20 protein-coding genes and 1 other RNA gene are annotated in these 23,470 nt (G+C 58.4%); 12 read left to right on the top strand and 9 right to left on the bottom strand.

What is annotated here, in order from left to right; genetic code table 11:
- Positions 1–3: 3 nt before the first annotated feature.
- The 3 genes from GH784_RS12905 to GH784_RS12895 form a co-directional block, all read right to left on the bottom strand.
- On the bottom strand, positions 4–696 hold the full coding sequence (locus GH784_RS12905) for a dihydrofolate reductase (RefSeq protein ID WP_153793450.1): 693 nt from the start codon (positions 694–696) through the stop codon (positions 4–6).
- 125 nt (positions 697–821) lie between these two features.
- Positions 822–1,616: a thymidylate synthase gene (locus tag GH784_RS12900; protein WP_013636479.1), complete on the bottom strand. Its 795-nt coding sequence runs from the start codon at positions 1,614–1,616 to the stop codon at positions 822–824.
- 93 nt (positions 1,617–1,709) lie between these two features.
- On the bottom strand, positions 1,710–2,018 hold the full coding sequence (locus tag GH784_RS12895; RefSeq protein ID WP_003513125.1) for a DUF2853 family protein: 309 nt from the start codon (positions 2,016–2,018) through the stop codon (positions 1,710–1,712).
- Positions 2,019–2,159: 141 nt separating this feature from the next.
- Between GH784_RS12895 and ssrA the strand changes: the two genes are divergently transcribed.
- From ssrA to GH784_RS12870, 5 genes are all read left to right on the top strand, one after another.
- Positions 2,160–2,532: a transfer-messenger RNA gene (ssrA, locus tag GH784_RS12890) on the top strand.
- Between the two features lie 229 nt (positions 2,533–2,761).
- A complete protein-coding gene (locus GH784_RS12885) occupies positions 2,762–3,274 on the top strand; it encodes an SspB family protein (protein ID WP_003513127.1) in 513 nt (170 codons plus the stop codon).
- Between the two features lie 44 nt (positions 3,275–3,318).
- Complete coding sequence (locus tag GH784_RS12880) at positions 3,319–3,522, top strand: DUF4169 family protein (protein WP_013636480.1); 204 nt, start codon at positions 3,319–3,321, stop codon at positions 3,520–3,522.
- Positions 3,523–3,638: 116 nt separating this feature from the next.
- Positions 3,639–3,848 carry a ribbon-helix-helix domain-containing protein gene (locus GH784_RS12875; RefSeq protein WP_013636481.1) on the top strand — a complete coding sequence of 70 codons (210 nt, stop codon included), beginning with the start codon at positions 3,639–3,641 and terminating at the stop codon, positions 3,846–3,848.
- Between the two features lie 236 nt (positions 3,849–4,084).
- Positions 4,085–4,414 (top strand): hypothetical protein, encoded by a 330-nt coding sequence (locus tag GH784_RS12870; protein ID WP_013636482.1) that lies wholly within the window; start codon positions 4,085–4,087, stop codon positions 4,412–4,414.
- Positions 4,415–4,533: 119 nt separating this feature from the next.
- On the opposite strand, the gene GH784_RS12865 is transcribed toward GH784_RS12870, so the two are convergent.
- The 4 genes from GH784_RS12865 to GH784_RS12850 form a co-directional block, all read right to left on the bottom strand.
- Positions 4,534–8,241, bottom strand: coding sequence for an AsmA family protein (locus GH784_RS12865; protein WP_065702367.1), 3,708 nt, complete (start codon positions 8,239–8,241; stop codon positions 4,534–4,536).
- Between the two features lie 91 nt (positions 8,242–8,332).
- Positions 8,333–9,745 carry an FAD-binding oxidoreductase gene (locus tag GH784_RS12860; RefSeq protein ID WP_038491558.1) on the bottom strand — a complete coding sequence of 471 codons (1,413 nt, stop codon included), beginning with the start codon at positions 9,743–9,745 and terminating at the stop codon, positions 8,333–8,335.
- Positions 9,746–9,875: 130 nt separating this feature from the next.
- Complete coding sequence (locus tag GH784_RS12855) at positions 9,876–13,025, bottom strand: efflux RND transporter permease subunit (protein ID WP_065702366.1); 3,150 nt, start codon at positions 13,023–13,025, stop codon at positions 9,876–9,878.
- On the bottom strand, positions 13,022–14,188 hold the full coding sequence (locus GH784_RS12850) for an efflux RND transporter periplasmic adaptor subunit (RefSeq protein ID WP_065659206.1): 1,167 nt from the start codon (positions 14,186–14,188) through the stop codon (positions 13,022–13,024). Before GH784_RS12850 ends, GH784_RS12855 begins: the two co-directional genes overlap by 4 nt.
- Positions 14,189–14,413: 225 nt before the next feature.
- Here GH784_RS12850 and GH784_RS12845 point away from each other — a divergent pair, with 225 nt between their 5' ends.
- The 3 genes from GH784_RS12845 to GH784_RS12835 all read left to right on the top strand — a co-directional run bounded on the left by GH784_RS12845 (position 14,414) and on the right by GH784_RS12835 (position 18,316).
- Complete coding sequence (locus GH784_RS12845; protein WP_003513149.1) at positions 14,414–14,824, top strand: carboxymuconolactone decarboxylase family protein; 411 nt, start codon at positions 14,414–14,416, stop codon at positions 14,822–14,824.
- A gap of 101 nt (positions 14,825–14,925) precedes the next feature.
- Positions 14,926–17,400: an ATP-dependent helicase gene (locus tag GH784_RS12840; RefSeq protein ID WP_065702534.1), complete on the top strand. Its 2,475-nt coding sequence runs from the start codon at positions 14,926–14,928 to the stop codon at positions 17,398–17,400.
- A 103-nt stretch (positions 17,401–17,503) separates the two neighbouring features.
- On the top strand, positions 17,504–18,316 hold the full coding sequence (locus GH784_RS12835; protein WP_065702365.1) for a glycosyltransferase family 25 protein: 813 nt from the start codon (positions 17,504–17,506) through the stop codon (positions 18,314–18,316).
- Between the two features lie 163 nt (positions 18,317–18,479).
- Here the strand turns inward: GH784_RS12835 and betI are convergent, their stop codons facing one another.
- Positions 18,480–19,076: a choline-binding transcriptional repressor BetI gene (gene betI, locus GH784_RS12830; RefSeq protein ID WP_065702364.1), complete on the bottom strand. Its 597-nt coding sequence runs from the start codon at positions 19,074–19,076 to the stop codon at positions 18,480–18,482.
- A gap of 102 nt (positions 19,077–19,178) precedes the next feature.
- Here betI and GH784_RS12825 point away from each other — a divergent pair, with 102 nt between their 5' ends.
- From GH784_RS12825 to GH784_RS12810, 4 genes are all read left to right on the top strand, one after another.
- Positions 19,179–20,117, top strand: coding sequence for a choline ABC transporter substrate-binding protein (locus GH784_RS12825; protein ID WP_003513158.1), 939 nt, complete (start codon positions 19,179–19,181; stop codon positions 20,115–20,117).
- Positions 20,114–20,944, top strand: a complete 831-nt coding sequence (locus GH784_RS12820; RefSeq protein ID WP_065702363.1) for an alpha/beta fold hydrolase — start codon at positions 20,114–20,116, stop codon at positions 20,942–20,944. The genes GH784_RS12825 and GH784_RS12820 overlap by 4 nt, the downstream gene beginning before the upstream one ends.
- Positions 20,945–21,054: 110 nt before the next feature.
- Positions 21,055–21,537, top strand: coding sequence for a DMT family transporter (locus GH784_RS12815; protein ID WP_065702362.1), 483 nt, complete (start codon positions 21,055–21,057; stop codon positions 21,535–21,537).
- Positions 21,534–21,959, top strand: coding sequence for a DMT family transporter (locus GH784_RS12810; protein ID WP_003513163.1), 426 nt, complete (start codon positions 21,534–21,536; stop codon positions 21,957–21,959). The genes GH784_RS12815 and GH784_RS12810 overlap by 4 nt, the downstream gene beginning before the upstream one ends.
- Before the next feature lie 52 nt (positions 21,960–22,011).
- Here the strand turns inward: GH784_RS12810 and GH784_RS12805 are convergent, their stop codons facing one another.
- Entirely contained in the window at positions 22,012–23,298 is a 1,287-nt protein-coding gene (locus GH784_RS12805; RefSeq protein WP_013636492.1) for a DUF2778 domain-containing protein, read from the bottom strand.
- Positions 23,299–23,470: the final 172 nt, after the last annotated feature.

Raw genomic sequence — 23,470 nt, 5'->3', positions numbered from 1 at the left:
GAACTACGCCTTCAATCGATCAATAAGATCGAGTTGCGCTTGTTCGATATTGCGCTCCTCTTTTACCAAATCGTCAGATGCATAGTCGTCCCAATGGCGGTTAAACATCGAGTTACTTTTTTTGAATTCCTCAATGAAGCGTTGGCGATGCTCATGCCTACGCCTTACCAAATAGGATATGCGAAAAGAGTAGTCATCGACCTCAGATTCAGGGAATTCCTTTTCGTATTTGAATATCCACTCCGCTGGATCAAAATCATAGTCAAACTTGGCATCCCCATTTATTGATCCAGTATTGACGTCAGTCAAAAATATTTTATTGATGTATTTATCAAAAATACCATATATATTTTCGCCGCCAATCACAAAAAACTGCTTTTTACACATGCATATTGAGTAAAAATCAGCAAGCAAAAGCGCAGTTTCAGGATTTTGAGCCCATTTTACATTCTCAGTATCAGGAACATGGTCGCGAGAAAGAACAATATTTATTCGGCGCGGCAACGGACGGCCTAGGGATTCAAAGGTTTTTCTTCCCATTATAATAGCATGATCCAAGGTCAAAGCCTTGAAGTTCTTCAAGTCAGTACCAAGCCGCCAAGGCAGTCTATTTTCTATACCGATAATTCGATCAGGATAGCTTCTAGCCACCACGGAAACCGCGGATGGCATCTTCGCTCTTTTTTTATTCGACACGAATTTACCTTCTGACTTCTCACGTCTGGTACTTCATTCATACCAACGGCGTCTGTTTGTCAGAATTGGCGTCACATGACAACTCTCACCTTACCACCATACAAAACAAGGCCAGTCACCCCATTTTATACCGCGATCGGTGCCTTGATGGTTGAATCCGCCTCGTAGTTTTCCAGCGTAAAGTCTTCGAACTTAAAGGAGAAGAGATCTCGCACATCCGGGTTGAGGCGCATCGTCGGCAGGGCCTTGGGGGTCCGCGTCATCTGCAATTTCGCCTGCTCGAAATGGTTGGCGTAGATATGCGCGTCACCAAGCGTATGGACGAAATCGCCGGGCTTCAGCCCCGTGACCTGCGCCACCATCAGCGTCAGAAGTGCGTAGGAAGCAATATTGAAAGGCACGCCGAGGAAAATATCGGCCGAGCGCTGGTAAAGCTGGCAGGACAGCTTTCCATCCGAAACATAGAACTGGAACAGGCAATGGCAGGGCGGCAGCGCCATCTCGTCCACCAGCGCCGGGTTCCAGGCCGAAACGATGTGGCGGCGGGAATTGGGATTGGTTTTGAGGGCCTCGATCAAAAGCGCGATCTGGTCGATGTGGCGGCCGTCGGGCGCCGGCCAGGAACGCCACTGTGCTCCGTAAACCGGACCCAGATCACCATTTTCATCGGCCCATTCATCCCATATGGAAACGCCGTTTTCCTTAAGATAGGCGATATTGGTATCGCCCTTCAGGAACCACAGGAGTTCATGGATGATCGAGCGCAGATGCAGCTTCTTGGTGGTGAGAACCGGAAAACCTTCCGCAAGATCGAAACGCATCTGGTAACCGAAGACCGAACGCGTACCCGTGCCGGTGCGATCTCCGCGGTCGGAGCCGGTATCCATCACATGCCGGAGAAGATCGAGATATTGTTTCATGTGTTCTGCCGCCGATTCCCTGATATCAAGGGAATATAATAACACAGGGCGACAGAACCAATCACCAGCAGGTCGCTTATCCCCGCGAAAAAATCAGAGCGACTGGAGTTTGCCCAGTTCCTTGGCCACCAGATAATAAAAGGTCACACGCGACTTGGAGCGGTCTGCGGCCATGGCCTTGGCGGTTGCATCGATCGCCTTGTCGGCGCTGTCATCGGTCACGCCAAGCTTCTTGCCGCACCAGTTCGCCTTCACACGTGCAAGCTCTTCCGGATCGGAAGCGGACACCAGCGATGAATCCCGGTTGCGCAGGGCAATGCCGAGATGTTTGACGATCTTGCCGACAATCGCTTCGTCGGCTGCTGCGTCGTATTTCTTCACATCTGCGAGATAGTCAGTCATGTCCACTCCTTCGTGTGTCCCCGGCCCGGTGTTGCTTGTGGTGACCGGTTGTAGGGAGAATGTGTCAGCAATCCCTCGTCGTCAAGAATTGTCTAAATTGTGGGCGGCAAACACGAAATCTTTTCATGGAATTGTCATCGGCCCCTTTTCTCGGCCAAGGGAAACGCCTATATGAACCTTGCCGGGGCAACCCGGCTATGGCGATAAACGGTCGGTGTAATAAACCTATTGGACCCGGGGGCGGTACCCGGCGCCTCCACCAAAAACCGGCGGCTTTTCAAGATGAAGGCCGGCTTTTGATGGGGGCGAAATAGGATCGACAAGGGCGTAAAGATCGAACTTTTGCTCGGCATGATACCGCCGTTATCGGGTCACAAGTGTAGTTGCAAATGACAACAACGCTAAGGAATACGCTCTCGCTGCCTAATGGCGGTGCGGGAATTCCGCTCTAAAGTCCTCACGGTTAGCCCCGTGAGGCGGGGTTCGGAGGTACCTGGCAACAGAAACCTCCACCTTCTCCATTTTGCCTGAATTGGTTATATGATAGCTGACTTGCACACAGCATCGGCTTTTCCGTTGCTGCCGTTCAGTACATTGCGTATACTTGGGTAATGCGTAGCCGCCAGGATCGAAATTGATCCCGGCTTGCGGATTACGCAAAGATTCAAAGTGTTACAGCGTCCTTGGCGCACTTGGTGCGCAGCGCTTTAAAAGACGTTCGAATAAGGGAAAGACAGGACCGCATGGGGCAGGATCATATCCGTTACGACATTCTCGCACAGGATGCCCTTCGCGGCGTTATTCGCAAAGTTTTGGGTGAAGTGGCCGCAACCGGCCGCCTGCCCGGCGACCACCATTTCTTCATAACATTTCTGACCGGCGCGCCCGGTGTGCGGATTTCGCAGCACCTCAAGTCCAAATATGCCGAGCAGATGACCATCGTCATCCAGCATCAGTTCTGGGACCTGAAAGTGACGGAGATCGGCTTTGAAATCGGCCTGTCCTTCTCGGATACGCCGGAAAAGCTGGTTGTTCCCTATAACGCCATCAGAGGTTTCTACGATCCTTCCGTCAATTTCGAGCTTGAGTTCGATGTACCCCTGGCAGACGAGGAAGAGCTGGAAGAGGCCGAAATCACCGCCTATCCCGTTTCCCATGAGGCAAAGCCGGCTACAACGTCCGAGACGCCCAAGTCCGGTGAGGAAAAGAAGGAAGGCTCTGTCGTTTCTCTGGACGCCTTCCGCAAGAAGCAATAACGGCTTTTTGCCCGACCGCGCGAAGCTCAAGGAGACATATCCGCATGGCCGCCGATATCGTCAATCTGCGTCAGTTCCGGAAGCAGAAAGCCCGTAGCGAAAAAGAAAAACAGGCGGATCAGAACCGCCTGTCCTTCGGTCGCACCAAAGCGGAAAAAAACCTCACATCGGCCCTTAACGAAAAAGCCGCAAAGGCGCTCGATCAGGGGCGGCTTGAAAAGGACGATGACAGGACCGACAGGGATTGAAGAGCCGGCCTGCCCGGGCAAGCTTTCGGAAGACCGGAAAAAACACCGCTAAACAGAGGCTTGCAGGCACGACATGATTCAGATTCCCAACCGGACCAGCCGGAGAGATTGATCTGATGATCCGCAAGCACTCCACGACATTGCACGGCCACCGCACCAGCATTTCACTCGAGGATGCCTTCTGGGACGAGCTGAAAATCATCGCCGAAAAGCGCAAGATCAGTTTCGCCGCCCTGCTTGCGGAAATAGACGACAACCGGCCAGCCGACAGCAATCTGTCCTCATCCCTTCGGGTCCATGTACTGAATTGGCTGAAGAGCAAGTGAGCTTGCTGCAAGGTGGCATCGAAAGATGACACTGCAGCGGCGCGCATATGCGCCGGCTCATATCCAGCCATTCTCCGACTACAAACATTCTTGCCGAAAACTCATAATGCCGTGAAAGCATTCATTAAACATTAGCGCGCTAATTTGTACTGCAAGGCGCTTCAGTACTGCGTAGCCTTGCTTTCAGATTTGTATTTCAAGCTTTTCCTTTCCGACCGCACGCCACGAGGCGACCCATGGTTTCCGCCGCTTCGGGAACGAGCATCGCTGTTTCCGTCCTCTCCTCTTCATCCACCTCGTCTTCAAGCGTTGCCGAACTGAAATCGCAGATTGCCGAAAAGCAGTCAGAACTCGCCCAGACCTCCGAAGCGAAAGCACAGGAAGAACTGAAGAGTACTATTGCATCACTGCAAGCGCAGCTCGAGGCACTCGAAAACAGCTCCGACAAATCGGCTTCCTCAAGCAACAGCGCGGACAAGCCCAGCCTGTCGGGGGAAAGCAGCAGGATCGGCACCAAGAATTTTGATGCCGACACGCCCTTCGGCGAGCGTGAAGCCTGGATTTAACAGGCTAACGGATAATTTTGGCAAAGTGGTCGAAGCGGTAGCTGTCCGGACCGCGTCAAAATTCGCCCTGAGACACGGGCTCTAACCTCTCCCCAAAACGCGCCGTCGTCGCGGCAAACTTACGGATTGGCCGGCGCGTTTTCGGGCGCCAGTTGCCTGATCGCATCTTCAGTTGGAGGCACCGTCAGGGCCGGCGTTGATTGCCGCTCGGGAACAGGTTGCTGCTGTTGCTGTTGCTGTTGCAACCGCTCCTGCTGTTCCTTTTCCTGCCGCAGACGCTCCTCTGCCGCCGCCTTGAGGCGCGCCTCCTCTTCGGCCTTGGCCTTGGCTTCCGCCTCCACCCGTTCCTTTTCAGCCTGACGTTCAGCCGCCTGAGAACGATAAAGCGCCGTTTCACGACGCAGGCGCTGCTTTTCGAGAACGCTGGCCTGCATGGCCTCGACGCGACGGCGTTCCTTTTCAAAAGCCCGGAGTGACAGATAATTGCCGAGCGCCGAAACATCGGTCGTCAAAGCCGGTGCGGCGAGCGGACCGTTATAGTTGAGACGCAGCGACGGTTCGGCGCCAGCAACCACTTCGGTGCCGGGATTGAAGATAAGATCGAGATCGCCATTCACGGTCGATGCTGCAATATCGACCGTTGCATCTCCGGTAAGCGTCACCGGATCGATCCCGGCGCGCAAATTCTGGAAGTGCAGCGCGCCGCCATTCAGGGTGAATGGCAGGGCTACGTTGCCGAGCGGTATTTCGCCCTGCCACAGGCTCTGATCCACCAGCGGCCGAACCTTTGGCGCGTCGATCGGCTGCTGCAAGCCTTCCGCCGCCTGCAGGATCGGCGGAAAGGCGCCGGGATTAAGCCCTTTGAGCACAAGCCCGCTGGCGCGCACTTCCCCCGAGCCACCTGCCGATTTCAAAATTTCACCAACGCTTTTGCCCGTCGATTCGGCGGTCAGATCGATCGCCACCCGGCCCGTCGCGACCGGGCCGTTGGCATTCGCCCACAATATCGACTCGGGATTGGCGTCGTTCACCGCAATCTTGGTGCGGAAAATGCCCGCTCCCTCGCCTGTGGACATGGCAAGCCGCCCGGTCAGCTTTCCGCCCATGAAGGTGCCGGCGATATCGTCAAGCGCGAGATTGCCATCATCATGCGTGACCTTGGTCGACAGACCCGTGACCGTTCCGAAGGGACCGGCCTCGAAACTTTCCGCTTTCAGCGACAGCGTGGCCTTGAGTTGCGGGAAAGCCGGCATGGCCAGCGGCTTGGCGTTGAGCGTGCCCGTCTCCGGGTCGATCACCGGTCCGTAGATCGCATCTCCGAGCCACGCAAGATCGACGGTCCGAAGGGCAAGATCACCGGTGACGGAATGCGGGGCCGCGCGCTGGAACGCCAGACTGCCCGAGAAGGGGTTGCCGCCCGCCTGCCCGCCGAGGGCGGAAAACGCAATCTTCTGCGCATCCACCGCCATTTTTCCGTTCGCCTTCAGCGCCATGCCACCACCAAGCTGCGGCAGGCCAACGGCGTTCATGATGAGATAGGGCTCTATATCAGCGCTTTCGAGCGCCAGATCCGCACTACCCTCGCCGAAATTGGCGGCGGCAACGGCAAAGGACCCGATCATCGAGAAATGCGTGCGCTCCGTCGAGAAACGGATATCGGTCTGGACGGGAGAACCGAGCGTGCCGTTGAGCTTGACGGAAAGCAGCCCTTCGCCGTCGGCATCGAACGGCAGGGGATCAAGCCCTGCCTGCCCGAACAGGATCGCCGTCGACTGGTTTTTCAAAACCCCTTCCAGCGACATCGCCGTATCATCGGTGATGGACAGGAAATCCGGCATCTTGGCCACGGCCGACAGACGGCTGCCGTTGACTGTGCCGGAAACGGCGACATTGGCGCCGCCATTTTCGCTGTTGACCGAAACATCCATGGCAAGGTCGGAATTGGCGTACCACGGCGAACTCGCCGCCAGACGGCTGAGGAACGGATGACCAGGCAATTTCTGCTGCAGCATGGCGAAGAACGGCTGCATGTCTGTCGCATGCAGGTTCACCGTGCCCTTGCCCGCATATTTCAGCAACGACCCCTGCAACTGCCCTTTCGCCTTGACTTCGGCACCGGCGATATCGCCAGCCGTCATCTTTTCAAGCGAGAGAACGCCGCCCGCCATGGTGAAGGCAGTTTCCACATGATTTGCAGTTACACCGGCCATGTTGAACCGGTCGGCCTTGAACTTGGCGTCAATGCGATGGTCGAGAACAGAACTTCCGACCTGATCGCCGAGCGCCAGGCTGCCAAGCGCCTTCAGGGCGTCGAGATCAATCTCGTTACCGGCAAGATCGATCGAAAGATTGGAAGCCTTGCCGTCAGAGCGCCGTTCCAGCTTACCCTTCAGAGAGGCGTCGCCAATGGCAAGCTCGAGATTGTCGAAACGCTGGTTCAGCGTCGTCAGCGAGACGTCGGCGGAAAAACCGGCTGCATTGAGCTGGCGGATCGCCGGATCGACAGAACCGGAAAGCCAGTTTGCCAGCCCGGATGGCTGGTTGGAGGCAACGAGCAGATTGCCGTTGAAAGCGGGACCATCCAGCAGCGTCAGGGAACCTTTGGCTTCCAGCTGCGTCCTGCCGGGCAGCGTTGCCACGGCGTTAACCACCTGCCAGCCGCTGCCATCAGGGCGCACGTCCAGCCGGATGTCACGAATGGTCGTGTCGTCGGAAACCAGCGCCGGTAGGCTGATGCTGGCCTTGCCCGGGACCGGCGGAACCGGAATGCGGGCGACCATGGCGGCAAATGCCTCGATGCGCTGGCGCACGGAGGCGGTGGGCTGGCGCGAGGTCTTGCCGGTCTGCACGACGGGCGGTGCGAAACGATTGACGTCAATCTGCTGGCCATCCGCCGTCAGCAGGAATTCCGGCTTGGCCCCGGTATCCAGCGTTGCCTCGCCGGTCACGACGTAAGGATTTTCGTTGCCGCCGAGCTCCATGCGGTAGCTCGGTATGCGCACGCTTTCATTCGTCAGTTCGAAGCTGCCGCGGGTGCGCGGCGACGAGAACAGCGATTGCCCGCCCTGCTGCTTCTGTTTTTGGCCTTCACGGAAACTGAAGGCGAAGGAACCGCTATAGGCGGGTTTTCCCGCAGTCGCGGCAATCGCACCGTCCAGATCGACCTCAACCGGATGTTCATCCGGCACCACGCGAATCCGCAGGCCCATGCGCCCATTGGTATAATCCGGCTCACTGCTGGACAGCGAGAATGAGCCTGGATGCCCGTCAACGGCGGCGCGCCCTTCCGCCTTCCATGGTCCGGCCAGCGAATTGGCGGACATGTCGGCGTTAAGACCCGTCACAACACGGTTGCGGCCGGATTGCTCATCGATGAATTCGATCTGCCCGCCTTCGATCTGCACACTTTCCAGAACCACGGTGCGGGCTGGAATTTCCGCCCGGCTGCCGCGCATCCAGTCCAGAGTGCCGTCCTTCAAAAGCCGGATCTTGGCCTTGGGTTCCTCGATGCGCATGTCGAAGATACGCGCTTCACCGGAAAGGAAAGGCGCCAACTCGGCATCCATGGAAAAACGCGCCACCTGAATGAGCGGCGATCCGTCCGCATCCGTTCCTGCGCGCACGTCATGCAGCGTCACCGAAGGGAAAGGGAGAAGCCGGGCTTCGACGCGACCGTGCACCACCACCTTCTTGCCCAGAATGCGGCTTGCCTGATCTTCGAAATCGCGGCGGAAATCCGTCCAGTCAACGAAATAGGGAATGAGCAGCGCTGAAAACAGCACCACGGCCAGCAGTCCGCCCAGAAAAACCAGAATACGCCCGAGCACTGAACTGCTTCTCCCTTCGCGAACGCTGCAAACCTATTCTTATTTGCCTTAACGGCAAGCAGCCTTTTGTACCAATCAATTGTGAGAATGATCAGACAAGACGGAACAGTTTGCCTGGATTGAAGATGTTATCGGGGTCGAGCGACGTTTTGATGGCGCGCATCACATCCAGCGCATTTCCCGCTTCTTCGGCCAGAAAACTCATCTTGCCCTGGCCGATGCCGTGTTCTCCGGTGCAGGTGCCGTCCATGGCGATGGCCCGGCGATTGAGACGCGCAACGAAAGCTTCGGTTTTGGCGACACTTTCGGCATCCTTGCCATCGAACAGGATGAGTACATGGAAATTGCCGTCGCCGGCATGACCGACGATCGGCGCCAGAAAGCCGTTTTCCTTGATATCCCGCTGCGTTTCCACCACGCAGTCCGCCAGCCGCGAAATCGGCACGCAGACATCGGTGGACAAACCGTCGAGATGCGGCGCAAGCGCCCGCGAGGCCCAATAAGCGTCATGCCGGGCCTTCCACAGCTTGTTGCGCTCGGCCGCATCGCTGGTCCAGCGGAAATCGACGCTGCCGCATTCCGCCGCGATCTCTGCAAATTGCTGCGATTGCAGGGCCGCCGTCTCTTCGGTGCCGTGGAACTCCACGAACAGCGTCGGTTTTTCCGCGTAGTTCAGGCCGGAATAGGCATTGCAGGCCCGCACCTGCACTTCATCAAGCAGTTCGATGCGCGCAACCGGAACACCCATCTGGATCGTCATGATAACGGCGTCACAGGCCGCCTGAATACTGTCAAAGGTGCAGACGCCACCGGCGATCTTTTCCGGGATGCCCTGCAACCGCAGCGTAACCGAGGTCAGAACCCCAAGCGTGCCCTCGGCGCCGACGAAAAGCCGCGTCAGATCGTAACCGGCCGACGACTTGCGGGCGCGGCGAGCAGTGCGGATTTCTTCACCATTGGCGACGACGGCGGTAACGGCCAGAACATTGTCCTTCATCGTGCCGTAACGCACGGCATTGGTGCCGGAAGCTCGCGTGGAGGCCATGCCGCCGATAGAGGCATTGGCACCCGGATCGATCGGAAAGAACAGGCCGGTATCACGCAGATAGACGTTAAGGTCCTCGCGCGTCACACCCGGCTCCACCGTCACGTCAAGATCTTCGGCGTTTACCTCAATGATGCGATTCATCCGGCTGAAATCGATGCATATTCCGCCATCAGGCGCATTGACCTGTCCTTCCAGTGAAGAGCCAGTTCCGAAGGGAATGACCGGCACCTTATAGAGCGCGCAGGCTTTCACCACGGCCTTCACGTCATCGGCGCTCTCGGCAAAAACGACACCGTCGGGCGCCTGCAAGGTCAGATAGGTGGTGGTATGGCCATGCTGCTCGCGAAACGCCTGCCCAGTCTGGAGCTTGTCACCCAGCTGCTGCTTCAGCGCTGCAAGCACCGACGCGATGCCTTCCTCATTGCGTTTTCCCGCGACCACATCTTTCAGCGCCATCGTCCATCTCCACCGCAAGATACCGCCGTAACGGACTCGATCCGTTACGAAATTCCGTTGGGTGGTATGGGATAAGGTTAAGGCTTTGTCCAGCATCGCGATTGCGCGGGACACATTTGGCGAGGACCGTTTATTCCGCCGCAAGCAGCTGCTTGTCCTCCTCAAGCGCCTTCCGACGCGCGGCAAGTTCCAGTTCGCGGTGGAGGCGGATTTCCTCATCGGCTTGCGGTTTGGCGAAACGGGCAATCAGCAGGTAGGAAACCGGGGTGATGTAAAGCGTCACCAGCGTCGCAAAACCCAGACCGCCGACGATGACCCAGCCGAGCGCGATGCGTGCTTCAGCCCCTGCTCCCTGCGCCAGCACCAGCGGCACGCCGCCCAAAATGGTCGCGATCATTGTCATCATCACCGGGCGCAGGCGGATGCTGGTGGCTTTTTCGATGGCTTCGCGCACGGTGGCGCCCTGGTCACGCAGATGGTTGGCGAATTCCACGATGAGAATGCCGTTCTTCGCCATCACGCCCACCAGAAGCACAAGCCCGATCTGGCTATAAACGTTGAGGCTGGATCCGGTGACTAGCAACGCGATAACCGCGCAGGCAAGACCGAGCGGCACCGTCGACATGATGATGATCGAACTCAGGACACTTTCGAACTGCGCGGCCAGGACCAGGAAGATGATGGCGATGGCGAAACCGAAGGTCAGCAGCATGCCGCTCGAATTCTCCTCAAGCGTCGCCGCCTCGCCGAGCGGCAGAAGGCGGGCGCCGGGCGGCAGGAGGGATTGTGAGAGTTCGTTCACCTTTTCCAGAGCCTGACCGAGCGAAACGCCGTCCTTGAGATTGGCGGTAAAGCCGACGGAGGGAAGCTGCTGCTCGCGGTTCAGCTGCGGCGCCACCGCATTTTCCTTCAGGGTGGCAATGACCGACATCGGCACGATCTTGCCGTCACCTGTTTTCAGGAAGACGTTTTCGAGATCGGTCGGGTCGTTGATCGGCCGGGTGGAGGACAGCAGCCGGACCGGGATTGCATCCCCATCCACGAAGACGTCGACAACCGAACGTCCTTCCAGCAGCGATTGCATGGCGCGTGACAGGCCGGTGATATCAATGCCGAGATCGGAGGCGCGCTCACGGTCGATGGAGACGGATAGCTGCGCCTGGTTGGGCTCGTTGTCCAAACGCGGCGTTTCGAACAGGCCGCTTTCCTCCATGGAAAGCAGTAGTTTCTGCGTCGCAGCCGTCAGTGCCTGATAATTGCTGCCGACCATTGCCATCTGCAGGCCGTTGCCCGCACCGCGAATGCGCAGGCTGTTCGGCTGCATGGCGTTGCCGCGCAGCGCCGGCACCTTGTTGGCGGCAGCGGTAACATCGGCGGCAATCTGGTTCTGCGTGCGGTCGCGATCAGCCCACGGCGCCAGCGTCAGCACCAGAAAACCGGTGTTGGAGGAACCGTTCATACCGGTGATGGAGTAAATATTGCGGATTTCGCCACTGTCGCGCAGCGGCTGGAGATTTTCCTCGATCCGCTGCAACTGGTCGCGCGTATAGTCGAGGCTGACACCCTGCGGCGCTGTCACACGCATCATCACCGAGGCGCGGTCCTCGCGCGGCGTCAGTTCGTTCTGGATCATGCCGAAGGCAATCCAAGACAGGCCCGAAAAGACGAGCGCAACGATGATGACGATGAGCGGGTTGTTGAGGCAGGCGGAAAGCGTCTTCTCGTAGGTGGAGGCAAAGACATTGCCGAACCACGCCAGCGGTCCCGTGGGTTCCTTCAATCCGTCTTTCAGCATCCGCGAAGCGAGCATCGGACAAAGCGTCAGGGCCACGATGGAGGAAAGACCGACAGCGAAGGCGAGAACGAAACCGAATTCACGGAAAAGGCCACCCAGCTGGCCCGGCAGGAAGGAGAGCGGAATGAACACTGCGGCAAGTGTCGCCGTCGTCGCAATCACCGCGAAGAACACTTCCTGCGTGCCGAGAACAGCGGCAGCGCGCGGCCCCATGCCCTCCGCACGGCGGCGCACGATATTTTCCAGCACCACGATCGCATCATCGACCACCAGACCCGTCGCCAGAACGATGGCGAGCAGCGTAAGGATGTTAATCGAGAATCCGACCATGTAGATGGCGATGATCGTGCCGATCAAAGCCACCGGCATGGTGATCGCCGGAATGAGGGTTGCCCGCCAGTCACGCAGGAACAGGTAGAGCACCACAACCACGATCAGCGCGGAAAGACCAAGCGCCAGTTCCACCTCGTGCAACGCGCCTTCGATGAAGACGGCGTCGTCACTGGTCACCACGATGCGCGTACCCTGCGGCAGGTTGACCGACATGGCCTCGACGGCAGCCTTCACGCCGGTGGAGATATTCAGCGTATTGGACTGCGCCTGCCGGATGACGCCGAGACCCACGCCCTGCACACCATTGGACCGCAGCGAGGTGGATTCGTCATCCGCACCCAGCATCACGGTTGCCACATCGCGCAGGCGGATATTGTCCTTGATCAGAAGGTTGGAAAAATCCTCAGGCTTCGTGAGGCTCGCGGTCGCGCGCACGACGATGTCCTGCGTCGAACTTTTCAGCGATCCCGCCGGCACATCAAGCGCGGCACTGGCCAGCGCGGTCGAAATATCCGTCACCGTCAGACCACGGCTGGCAAGTGCGGCCTGATTGAGATCGACGCGGAAGACTTTTTCCTGATCGCCGTAAAGCTCCACATCCGCCACGCCGTCGACGGCGGCAAGGCGGTCGATGACCTCGTCATCCACCAGCTTGGTCAGATCTTCCATGCTGAGCGTGGACGAAGTGACGGCAAGACGCATGATCGGCTGGCTGTCGGAATCCGCCTTGATGATCTGCGGCTCGTCAGCATCATCAGGCAACTGGTTGGTTACGCGGCCAATGGCATCGCGCACATCGTTTGCGGCAACGGCCATATCGACATTGTCGCCGAATTCCATCGTTACGCGGCTGGTGCCGAATTGCGAATTGGAGGAGATGGTTTTGACGCCGCTGACGCGCGCAACAGCTCCCTCGATGGTCTGCGTCACTTCCTGATCGATGGTTTCGGGCGCCGCACCTTCATAGGTCGTCCTGACGCTGATGGACGGCCGGTCCACATCCGGCAACTCGCGCACCTCAACGCCAACCAGCGCGGCAAGGCCGGCAACCACAAGCAACGTATTGAGAACCGCTGCCAGAATGGGCCGGCGAACGAACAGTGCGGTGAAGGCGAGCTTGGAATCCTGACCCGAAGGCGACTGAGTCGTCATTGGCTGGCAACCTCCTCGGGCTTCGGCTGGCTTGCGACACGGACGGCACCACCCTCCCGCACCCGCTGCAATCCTTCGGTCACGACCTGATCGCCTTCCGCCAGTTCCGCTTTCACGAGAACGGCATCGGGGTTACGCTGCACGATCTGCACCCGCACCTTGGCCGATTTATTGTCGGTCACGCGCCAGACATAGGAACCTTCGGCATCCCACTGCACGGCCAGCGGATCGACGGATGCATAGGTCTCTCCGGCAAAACGCATGGTAACACCGAAGGACATACCGGCCCGAAGCTCATCCTTGTCGTTAGCAAACCGTGCCCGGATGCGGATGGTACGGCTTGCGGCGTCGACACGGTTGTCGACGGCCTCGACCTCACCCTTGAACGTCTCGCCGGGGCGTGAAATCGAGGTGGCCTCTACAGGCATTCCGACGGTAATTGCAGTTACGAACCGTTCCGGCGCCCAGAAATTGACCAGAATTTGAGAACGGTCATCAATGCCGACGATCGTAGATTGCGTGGTGACATTGTCGCCGATATTGGCGGCCACGATCCCGACAACACCCTCAATCGGTGCGACGATGTCGCGGCGCCTGAGGTTCAGCTCGGCGGTGCTCAGTGCAAGCTTGGCGGCTTCCTCGGCAATCTGCGCATCCAGCACATCAAGGCGGGATACGGATTTCAGGTTACTGTAGGAACTCGATTTTTCGACGGCGCTGCGTAGCGCAACCTGCGCCTTGTCCCGCTCGATCACCTGCTCCTCGTCATCGAGCCGCGCGAGCACCTGCCCCTTTACGACGCGGGCGCCGGATGAAATGCGGATTTCCGAAAGCGTGCCTGATGTCTGCGGCATGACGACGACCGACTGGATGGCCTCGCCACTGCCGATGGCGTTCAGCCTGTCATTGACCGTGCCCTGCTTGACCGGGGCCATCGCCACCAGGGTCGCATTGCCATCGCGGCGTGCGGCGCCGGCATTTTGGCCGGATGACGAACCAGGTGTTCTGGCACCGGATGCGGCAACCTCGACCGCGCCAACAGGTGTTTTGCCGATGCCGATACCCGCGAGCAGATTCCGCGCTTCGGGTGAATAAAACCCCCAAAGACAGAGTCCTGCTCCCGCCACAGCAAGACAGACACCCACCTGTTTCCACACCCGCATACAATTCTCCGATTATCCGCACAGCATAAACCCGCCCCGAAAAGAGCTTTTCGGAACGGTAGAAGTATTCCCGCATGCCTTAACGAAGGCAACGCACAAATCCGTTCCTTACATAATTGTAATTTGTGATGAATTATCGTCGAAAGCGCACTGACGGCCATTTCTGTCGCAAACATTCGCCAATCCGGTAATCTGCAGCTGAAATAGCCATGACCGGAGGAATGCATGAGCACCGTAACGAAAGCCGAAAATCCTGAAGCCAACCCGCGCGTCAAGGCTGTGTTCGACGATATCCGCACAACGCGGAAATCGGATTTCATCAACAATATGTGGCTCTACCTCGCCTTCGACCCCGATCTTCTGGAAAAGACCTGGGCCGAGGTCAAGGCGGTGATGGCCACACCTTCAGCGCTCGATCCGCTGGTGAAGGAAATGCTTTATATCGCCGTTTCCGTCACCAATGGCTGCTCCTACTGCGCCCACTCTCATACCGCGGCTGCAAAAGCCAAGGGCATGACGGGCGAACAGCATGCCGATCTCATGCGCGTCATCGCCCTTGCCGCCAAGACCAACCAACTGGCCGTGGCGCTGCAATTGCCGGTGGACACGGCTTTTGATGCCGACAGGCGGGCCTGAGACGAAAAAACGTCTTGGAATAGGCGTTTTGACGGATGATACCGGAATAAAAGCAGAACACGGTTCTAGCCTTTATATCCCGAATCACTACATTGGGCCGCATGAGCAACAGTTTTGACGATATGCCGTTCTTCGACGAAGAACCTGAGGTGCCGCGCAAGGCGACGAACAATGCCGATGCAGGCAACGCCGGCGGGCTTGGCATTGCCGCGCGCGCCATGGCGGCACGCGATCAGGCCCGGCCCACGCCCGACTATCTTTCCGGCCTCAACCCGGAGCAGCGCGAAGCCGTGGAGACACTGGACGGCGCGGTTCTGGTGCTTGCGGGCGCCGGCACCGGCAAGACCCGCGTTCTCACCACCCGCATCGCCCATATTCTGGCGACCGGACGCGCCTATCCCAGCCAGATTCTGGCCGTGACCTTCACCAACAAGGCCGCCCGCGAGATGAAGGAACGTATTGGCGTTCTGGTTGGCGGCGCGGTTGAGGGCATGCCCTGGCTCGGCACTTTCCACTCCATCGGTGTAAAGCTCTTGCGTCGCCATGCCGAACTCATCGGCCTGAAGTCTGATTTCACCATTCTCGACACCGACGATGTGGTGCGGCTGATCAAACAGCTTATCCAGGCCGAAGGTCTTGATGACAAGCGCTGGCCGGCCAAACAATTCGCCGGCATGATTGACGGCTGGAAGAACAAGGGGCTGACGCCGCCGGATATTCCCGAAGGCGATTCCCGCGCCTTTGCCAATGGCAAGGGCCGCGAACTTTACACGGCCTATCAGAACCGGCTGAAAACGCTGAACGCCTGCGATTTCGGCGATCTTCTGCTGCACCCCATCAGCATCTTCCGCCGCAATCCCGATATTCTGAAGGAGTACCACCAGAAATTCCGCTACATTCTGGTGGACGAGTATCAGGACACCAATACGGCGCAATATATGTGGCTCAGGCTTCTTGCCCAGCGCCCCAAAGGCGAGCCGCAAAACGTCTGCTGCGTCGGCGACGATGACCAGTCGATCTATGGCTGGCGCGGCGCCGAAGTGGACAACATCCTGCGCTTCGACAAGGATTTTCCCGGTGCCAAGGTCATCAAGCTGGAGCGCAACTACCGCTCCACCGAGCATATTCTGGGCGCCGCCGGCCATCTGATCGCCCATAATGAAGGGCGTCTCGGCAAGACCCTGTTCACCGAGCGCAGCAGCCCCGACGATGAGAAGGTCGTGGTGCATGCGGCCTGGGATTCCGAAGAGGAAGCCCGCGCCGTCGGTGAAGAAATCGAGCAGCTTCAGCGCAAGAACCATAAGCTGAACGACATGGCCATTCTCGTTCGCGCCTCCTTCCAGATGCGCGAGTTCGAAGACCGTTTCGTCACGCTTGGCCTCAATTACCGCGTGATCGGCGGTCCGCGCTTCTACGAGCGTCTCGAAATCCGCGATGCCATGGCCTATTTCCGCCTTGTCTGCCAGCCGGCCGACGATCTGGCCTTCGAGCGAATCGTCAACACCCCCAAGCGCGGCCTGGGCGACACGACCATCCGCAATCTGCATGATTACGCCCGCGCCCGCGACATTCCGATGCTGGCGGCAGCGACCGACATCATCGAGACCGACGAGCTGAAACCGAAGGCGCGCAAGGCGCTGTTCGACGTGGTGCAGGATTTCCGCCGCTGGCAGGGGCTTCTGGAAAACACCGAACACACCACGCTTGCCGAGCAGATCCTTGACGAAAGCGGCTATACGGCCATGTGGCAGGCCGACAAGACGGCGGAAGCGCCCGGCCGACTGGAAAACCTGAAGGAACTCATTCGCTCGATGGAGGCCTTCGAAAGCCTGCGCGGTTTCCTCGAGCATGTCGCGCTCGTCATGGATGCCGAGCAGAACGAAAATCTCGATGCCGTCTCCATCATGACGCTGCATTCCGCCAAGGGGCTGGAATTCGACACCGTCTTCCTTCCCGGTTGGGAAGAAGGTCTGTTCCCGCACCAGCGGGCGCTGGACGAAGGCGGCCGCTCCGGTCTGGAGGAAGAACGTCGTCTAGCCTACGTCGGCATCACCCGCGCCAAGAAGCTATGCCATATCTGGTTCGTATCGAACCGGCGTATCCATGGTCTGTGGCAATCCACCCTGCCCTCGCGTTTTCTCGATGAACTGCCGCCAGCGCACGTGGATGTCGCGGCATCCGACAGCAATTACGGTGGTTACGGCGGACGCGGCGGTTATGGCCAGTCCCGTTTCGACAAGGCGGAGCCCTTCGCTAACAACTACTCCACCCCCGGCTGGAAACGTGCCCAGGCCAACAAGTCCGACGCGACCCGCGATAACTGGGGCACACGCTCCGGCCATGCGGTCGAGCGGATTGGTTATGGCGAAAGCGGGCCCCGCGCCCGCACGATCGACGGCGAACTGGTGGCCAAATCGGTTGCCGACACACCGTCGAAATTCGTGGTCGGAGACCGCGTTTTCCATATCAAATTCGGCAATGGCAACATCTCCGCCATCGAGGGTAACAAACTGACCATCGATTTTGACCGCGCCGGACAAAAGCGTGTGCTGGATGGATTTGTGGAAAAGGTTTGATTCGACAACTATGAGTGTGCGAATGCAGTTTTTTCCATAGCCCCCGTCACGCCGTTGCAATAAAGGAGTTGCAACAGGGTGCAGAAACCGGGCGAGGACTGCTTTGCATATTTTACCGAAAAGCGGGCGCAAGCTTGCCGTTTTCCTGATCAATATGGACAGCGCCACCAAGCGCCTCGAGGACATGAACGCACGCCTCGACGCCATCGGGCTGAAGGCAGAGCGGGTCCCAGGCGTCAATGGCCGTGAACTGAATTATCCTATCCCGGAATTCAGCGAGCTTTCCTACATGCTCATGCATGGCCGCCGCACCTCGCCACCGGAAATCGGCTGCTATCTCAGCCATGTCGCCTGTGCCAACAGGTTCATGGGCAGCGATGCCGATATCGCGCTCATTCTTGAAGACGATGTCATCTTCGAAAAGGATTTCCTGGAAGCAATCGACGAGGCGATAGTTAATGGAAGCGACTGGGATCTGCTTCGGCTGACCACGGTCAGCAACGGTCGCAAGTTTCCGTTCCGCAAGCTCGTTGGCGGGCGCTCACTCGCAATTGCGTTGACGCGGGAAAAGGGTTCGGGCGCATATCTCGTCAACCGCCGCGCCGGGAAATGGATCTCGAAGCTGATCCCCATGCGGCTTGCCTACGATATTGCCTTCGACCTGGAATATCTCGCTGGCCTGAGGGCAGCCTTCATTTACCCACTCTGCGCCACGCAGGATGCGGACGGGGAAAGCCAGATCCAGAACAATCTGCGGATATACCGTCTGCCCGGTTGGCGCTACTTCAGCGTGCTGCCCTACCGCACTTTTCTGGAAACCAGCCGTTTCCTCATGCGCAGCCTCCGGTTTGCCGTTGCCAAGCTGACCGTTGCGCTGGAGCGCGGCAAGGGCAAGACCGTTCCCACCGGCAATTGACTGCGCTGGCCTACACTTCGCCGGGCGTGAACCCAACCAGATAGACCGCCGCGATCACAGCTGCGAGAGTGAAAATCGAAATGACGAAAATCGTCATCCGGTTCAAGGGTTTGCGCGTCGTTTTCTTCATGGTGGAATAATGCGAAGCGCGCGTACTGGTTCCCTACGGATTGTCAGCTTTTGCCCGCGGTAACCTGTGAGACAGGTAATCCCGCATCTGCTCCATTGCCTCCTCGCGCGTCAAACCGCCGGACTGCAATCCTGAGCGCAACCAGAGGCCGTCGATAAGCGAAGTGATCCCGAGCGCGACAGTTGCGCAGTCTTGCCTCGGCACGAGATGCACCAAAGCCGACAAAAGATTGGAGCGCATCCGCGCATGGATCACCTTCTGAATCCTGGCGAGCTGCGGCTCGCGCGGAACCTCGGCGCAAAGCGACAGCCAGGCGTGGCAGATCGAGGGCTGAAAGAAGCTCTCGTCGAAATTCGCCTCGATAATCGCATCGAGTCGTTCACGCGGACTGACCGCCCGATTGAGGCGCGCCACCACGGCCTCCTTCAGCTTCACATTGGCTTCGCGCATCGCGTGCTCGAACAGTTCCTGCTTGTTGGCGAAATAATGCAGCACGATGCCTTTTGAGGCGCCTGCCTGCGCCGCCACCCTTTCAAGCGTGGCACCCGCCATTCCCTCACGTTGAAGGACTTCGAATGCAGCCCGCCTCAGCTCCGCCCGGCGAATATCGCTTATCTTGGTCAGTCGCATCTTTGTCTCCTTGCATGAGCAATATTGACAAATTTTCCGTGAAGATCAATTATTGTCCCACCGGTCAATTTAATGACCCAATAGACAAAAAAAGGTGGAACAATGAAAAAATGGGCAGGTGTTTTTTCGGCCGCGATGGTTTTGACGACCGTCGGCACTTCCGCGCTCGCATCGGATGCTGAAACTTGCAAGGTTGTGCGACTGGCCGAGCCCGGCTGGAACGATCTTGCTTTCACCACCGGCATCGCCATGTCGCTGTTGAAATCACTGGGATATGAGCCGCAAAGCCAGCTTCTTGGGATCGACGTCATCTACACGAGCCTGAAGAGCAAGGATCTCGACGTCTTTCTGGGCTATTGGAACCCGGCAATGGTGAACTACTACAAGCCCTACAAGGAAGACGGATCGGTCGAAAAAGTCCGAACCAATCTGGTGGGCGCCAAATACACTTTCGCGGTTCCGACTTACGTCTGGGATGCCGGCGTCAGGGATTTCTCCGACCTGCAAAAATTCGCGGACAAGTTCGACAGCAAGCTCTACGGCATCGAACCGGGCTCCAACCAGTTGATGCTGGATGCCGTCAACGATCCGGCACTGGGACTGCACAATTGGGAAGTGGTCGAGTCCAGCGAACAGGGCATGCTTTCGCAGGTAACCCGTTTCGCCCGCAACAAGTCCTTCATTGTTTTCCAGGGGTGGGCGCCGCACCCGATGAACAGCAAATTCGACATCAAGTACCTGACGGGCGGCGATAAATTTTACGGGCCCGACTTCGGCGCTGCAACAGTCGATACGCAGGTACGCAAAGGCTACCTACAGGAATGCCCGAATGTGGCGAAGCTGCTCGACAATCTAGCATTCGACGTGGAGTACGAAAACAAGGGCATGGACTATATCATGAACGGTGGAATGTCCCCGGAAGACGCGGCAAGGCAGGCGATCAAGGATGAGCCGCAAAGACTGGACGCCTGGCTGAAGGGCGTATCGACGTTCGACGGGCAGGATGGTCTCACTGCCGTGAAGGCGGGGATCGGCCTGTGACGGCAATATTGCAGGATGATTGGGAGAAGCGGAAGCAATATGTAGAATTGCCCCGCGGTCGCCAGCTGGCTTTCATCGACACCGGCGGTCCGGGCCCAGTCCTGCTGATGCTGCATGGTTTTTCGGACACCAGCCGCAGCTTCTCCATGCTTGAGCCTTTTTTCAGCGAATACAGGCTCATCGTCCCTGACCTGCCCGGACACGGTGTTTCCTCGGCGGGACAGAGCCTGCATGTCGCTGATTTCGCCGAAACGGTCGATCGGTTTCTAACGCTCCTGGGTATTTCACGGCTGTTTCTGCTCGGCCACTCCATGGGTGCGATGACCACTATCGAACTTGCCGCCCGGCGAGGCGACACGATCCGGGCTCTTGCCCTCATCTCGGCAACGCTTGAGCCGGATTTTGGCGCGGAAAGCCAGTTGACCAGAGATATTCTCGCACTTCGGGACCCGATCGGACCCAATAGCGGCTTTCTGCGCGGCTGGTATTCGTGCAGTCAGCCAGTCGACGATGATTTTTTGTCGAAAATGAAACAGGATGCCGCCAACATGCCGGCTGCCATCTGGCATGGCGTCGTTGAGCGCTTTGCGGATACAAACCTGCATCACAGCGCGTCCAGAATAAAAAAACCGGTACTGTGCCTCGCCGGTTTCGAAGACCCCCTTTTCGGCGCGTCGCATCGTCGAAAATTGGCCGCCGCCTTTCCCGAGGCTCAAACCGTTACGCTCGATGGGCATGGCCACAATCCGCATTGGGAAAACCCGAAGGGCGTATCCACGCTGATCGCCGATTTTTTCGCGGATGTGATGACCGACTGCGCTAGGTAAGGGAGTGGAGTGCGCTGGTTGCACATGTTTCTGGAAACAACTGACAAATCGATTTCGATTCAGGTGCCGATGTTGTAACGCTTCGCTGAATAATCATATTTTGGCTGGCCATGACAGAAACGACCCATCCCCGCCTGAACCCTTTGCACCTTGCCGCCGCCTTCGCAAGCGGCTGTCTTCTGACATTGATGGTGCATTTCAACGGCCAGCTTGCGCACTACGGTAACGCACTTTTCTCCTCCTGGACTGCACACGGCACCGGCACGGTGGCGGCGCTGATCTATCTCGCGATCATGCGCCCGAAGACGGAGGCGGGTTCGCTGAACAAACCGAAGGCGCCGCTCTGGGCCTATTGCGGTGGGGTGATTGGTGCGGCCATCGTCATCCTCACCTCCACCGCCGTCAATTCGCCGCTTGCCCTCTCCGGCACCATCGCGCTCGGGTTGGGCGGACAGGTGATCTTCAGCCTTCTGGCCGATTTCTTCGGCCTGTTTGGCCTGCCCAAACGGCGGCCGGATTTGCGTGACATGGCGGCGGTGGCACTGATTCTCTGTGGCAGCGCACTTATTATCCTTGTCGGGAGAACGGCATGATCGTCTGGATAGCCATGGCGTTTACCGGCGGCGTCTTTGTGGCACTAAGCCGTCAGGTCAACGGTCGCCTCAGCCTGTCGAACTCACCGCTGATCGCCTCGTTCTGGAACCATATCGTCGGTTTCGGGGTATTGACCGTCATCGGCCTCATCGTCGGCGGCCTCATTCCGCCGGGCGCGGCCGACGCGCCGTGGCTTGCCTTTATCGGTGGCCCCATCGGTGTTGTCTTCATCGCTTCGGGAAGCTGGCTCATCCCCCGCATCGGCGCGGTCAATACCGCACTTCTCGTCATCAGCGGCCAGATGGTCTCAAGCGTCGTGCTCGACTTTTTCAGCGATCAGCCGCCGAAACTCTGGGCGAGCGCACTCGGCATTCTGCTGATTCTCGCCGGCATGGTGCTGACCCAGCGACGCGGCCGCTAGGGCATTTCTCCGGTAAAAATGTGCAGCGGTTTTACGTCCGGGAAAGCGTAAATCAGGTATCGCTGTCGCGTGAGAACATGCTGAGCAGGGTCTTGCCGCCACTCTTGCCACCGCTGCTTGCGAGCGTCGGGCGACCACCATTCAGCTTCGGCACCACGACCATGCGTTTGACTTCGCCACGTTTGAAGGCCGCAAGGAACCGGGAGTAATCGCGGAACACAACGCAGCCATTCGATTCACCACGTTTCGCCAGCATGTAGGTGTGGGCGAGAAGACCGTCGCGGCCATGCGGATTGACGCCATTTTCCGGCGTCAGACGGATTGCTTCGACGCCATGGAACCGCGCCTCGCGCATCGTCAGACGATAGCTGGAGGGCGGCGTCGAGCCGCGCATTCTCACATGAACATAGTCCGGGTTGTCGCGCATCTTGCCGATGCCAGAATGTGCCTCGAGCTTCTCGCCGTTCGGCATATGAACCAGGCCGGAGGAAATATCGTAGATCGCCGTGCCGTTGCCGCGATCCGGCCACGGAACCGCATCCATCTTGCTCGGCTCGCGCACCGGATTATCAGGTTTTGCAAAGGCGAGCATGCCGGCCGTGCCCTGCCGCGGCTGCTGGGGTGCACGCGCAGGCACCGGCGCATCGAAAGCAGGTGCGGAAGCAACGGCTGCCGGGTGTTCATCGGTCTTCGCTAGAACGGCGGGGCGGGGTGATGGCTCCACCGTTTCGGCAGCCGCAACCTCGGGCCGGAAGCTTGGCAAAGGGACGTCGTCCGGAAGAAGGCTGCTCGCCTCTTCCTCGATCTGCGGGCGCCCTAATGCCACTTCAAATGCCGGATGTTGCGATGCGGCGCTCTGATAGGCGACTTCTGTGGTGCGTCCAAGCGCCGAATCGACGATGGCGGAGGGCCGCAGCGCTGCAAGTTCCTTGACTGTCGCCTGCCCCTTCGCGTTCGCAGCCGCGCCAAAACGCTCGCGGAACTCTTTCTCGCCGATTTCGGGCATGATGCCGGCAAGGCGAACCGCCTTCTGCGGGCCATGGCTGTGGTCGCTCAGACGGGAAAATTTGCGGACGTGGATATCGCGTGCGGCTGCGCCGGAAATCGCAGCCTCGCCAGACTCCAGCCTCGCTACCAGCGTCTTCTCAAATTGCCCGACACCATGCGATGCGGCCGCCATCGTGTGAAGCGAGGCGAAGGCAGCGAAGGCGAACAGACCGGCAAAGGCACCACCGCCAAGCAGAGCGGACATTCGGCCAAGAGAAAAGGATTTGCCTCTCTTGAGGCAAGACGAACCGGCAAGACCGGCGCCATTATAAGCCGCAGCAGAATACGCCATGATACTCGTTACTCGAACCGTTCACGCACACCCGGGCAAAGCCGGAGGGATTTTGGGGCATCCGAACAGCGGGTGGACACCCGGCCGATTTCGGAACTGACTGGTTCGAAGCATGACGAATTATGGTAACCAAAGTGTTTACGAGTCCCTGCAAAAATAATTCGTTAAGGTC

Origin of the sequence: Agrobacterium tumefaciens (genome assembly GCF_009649785.1) — a bacterium.
GTDB lineage: Bacteria > Pseudomonadota > Alphaproteobacteria > Rhizobiales > Rhizobiaceae > Agrobacterium > Agrobacterium tumefaciens.
The sequence above is the reverse complement of the archived record's forward strand: the minus strand, read 5'-3'. Positions and strand labels throughout refer to the sequence as shown.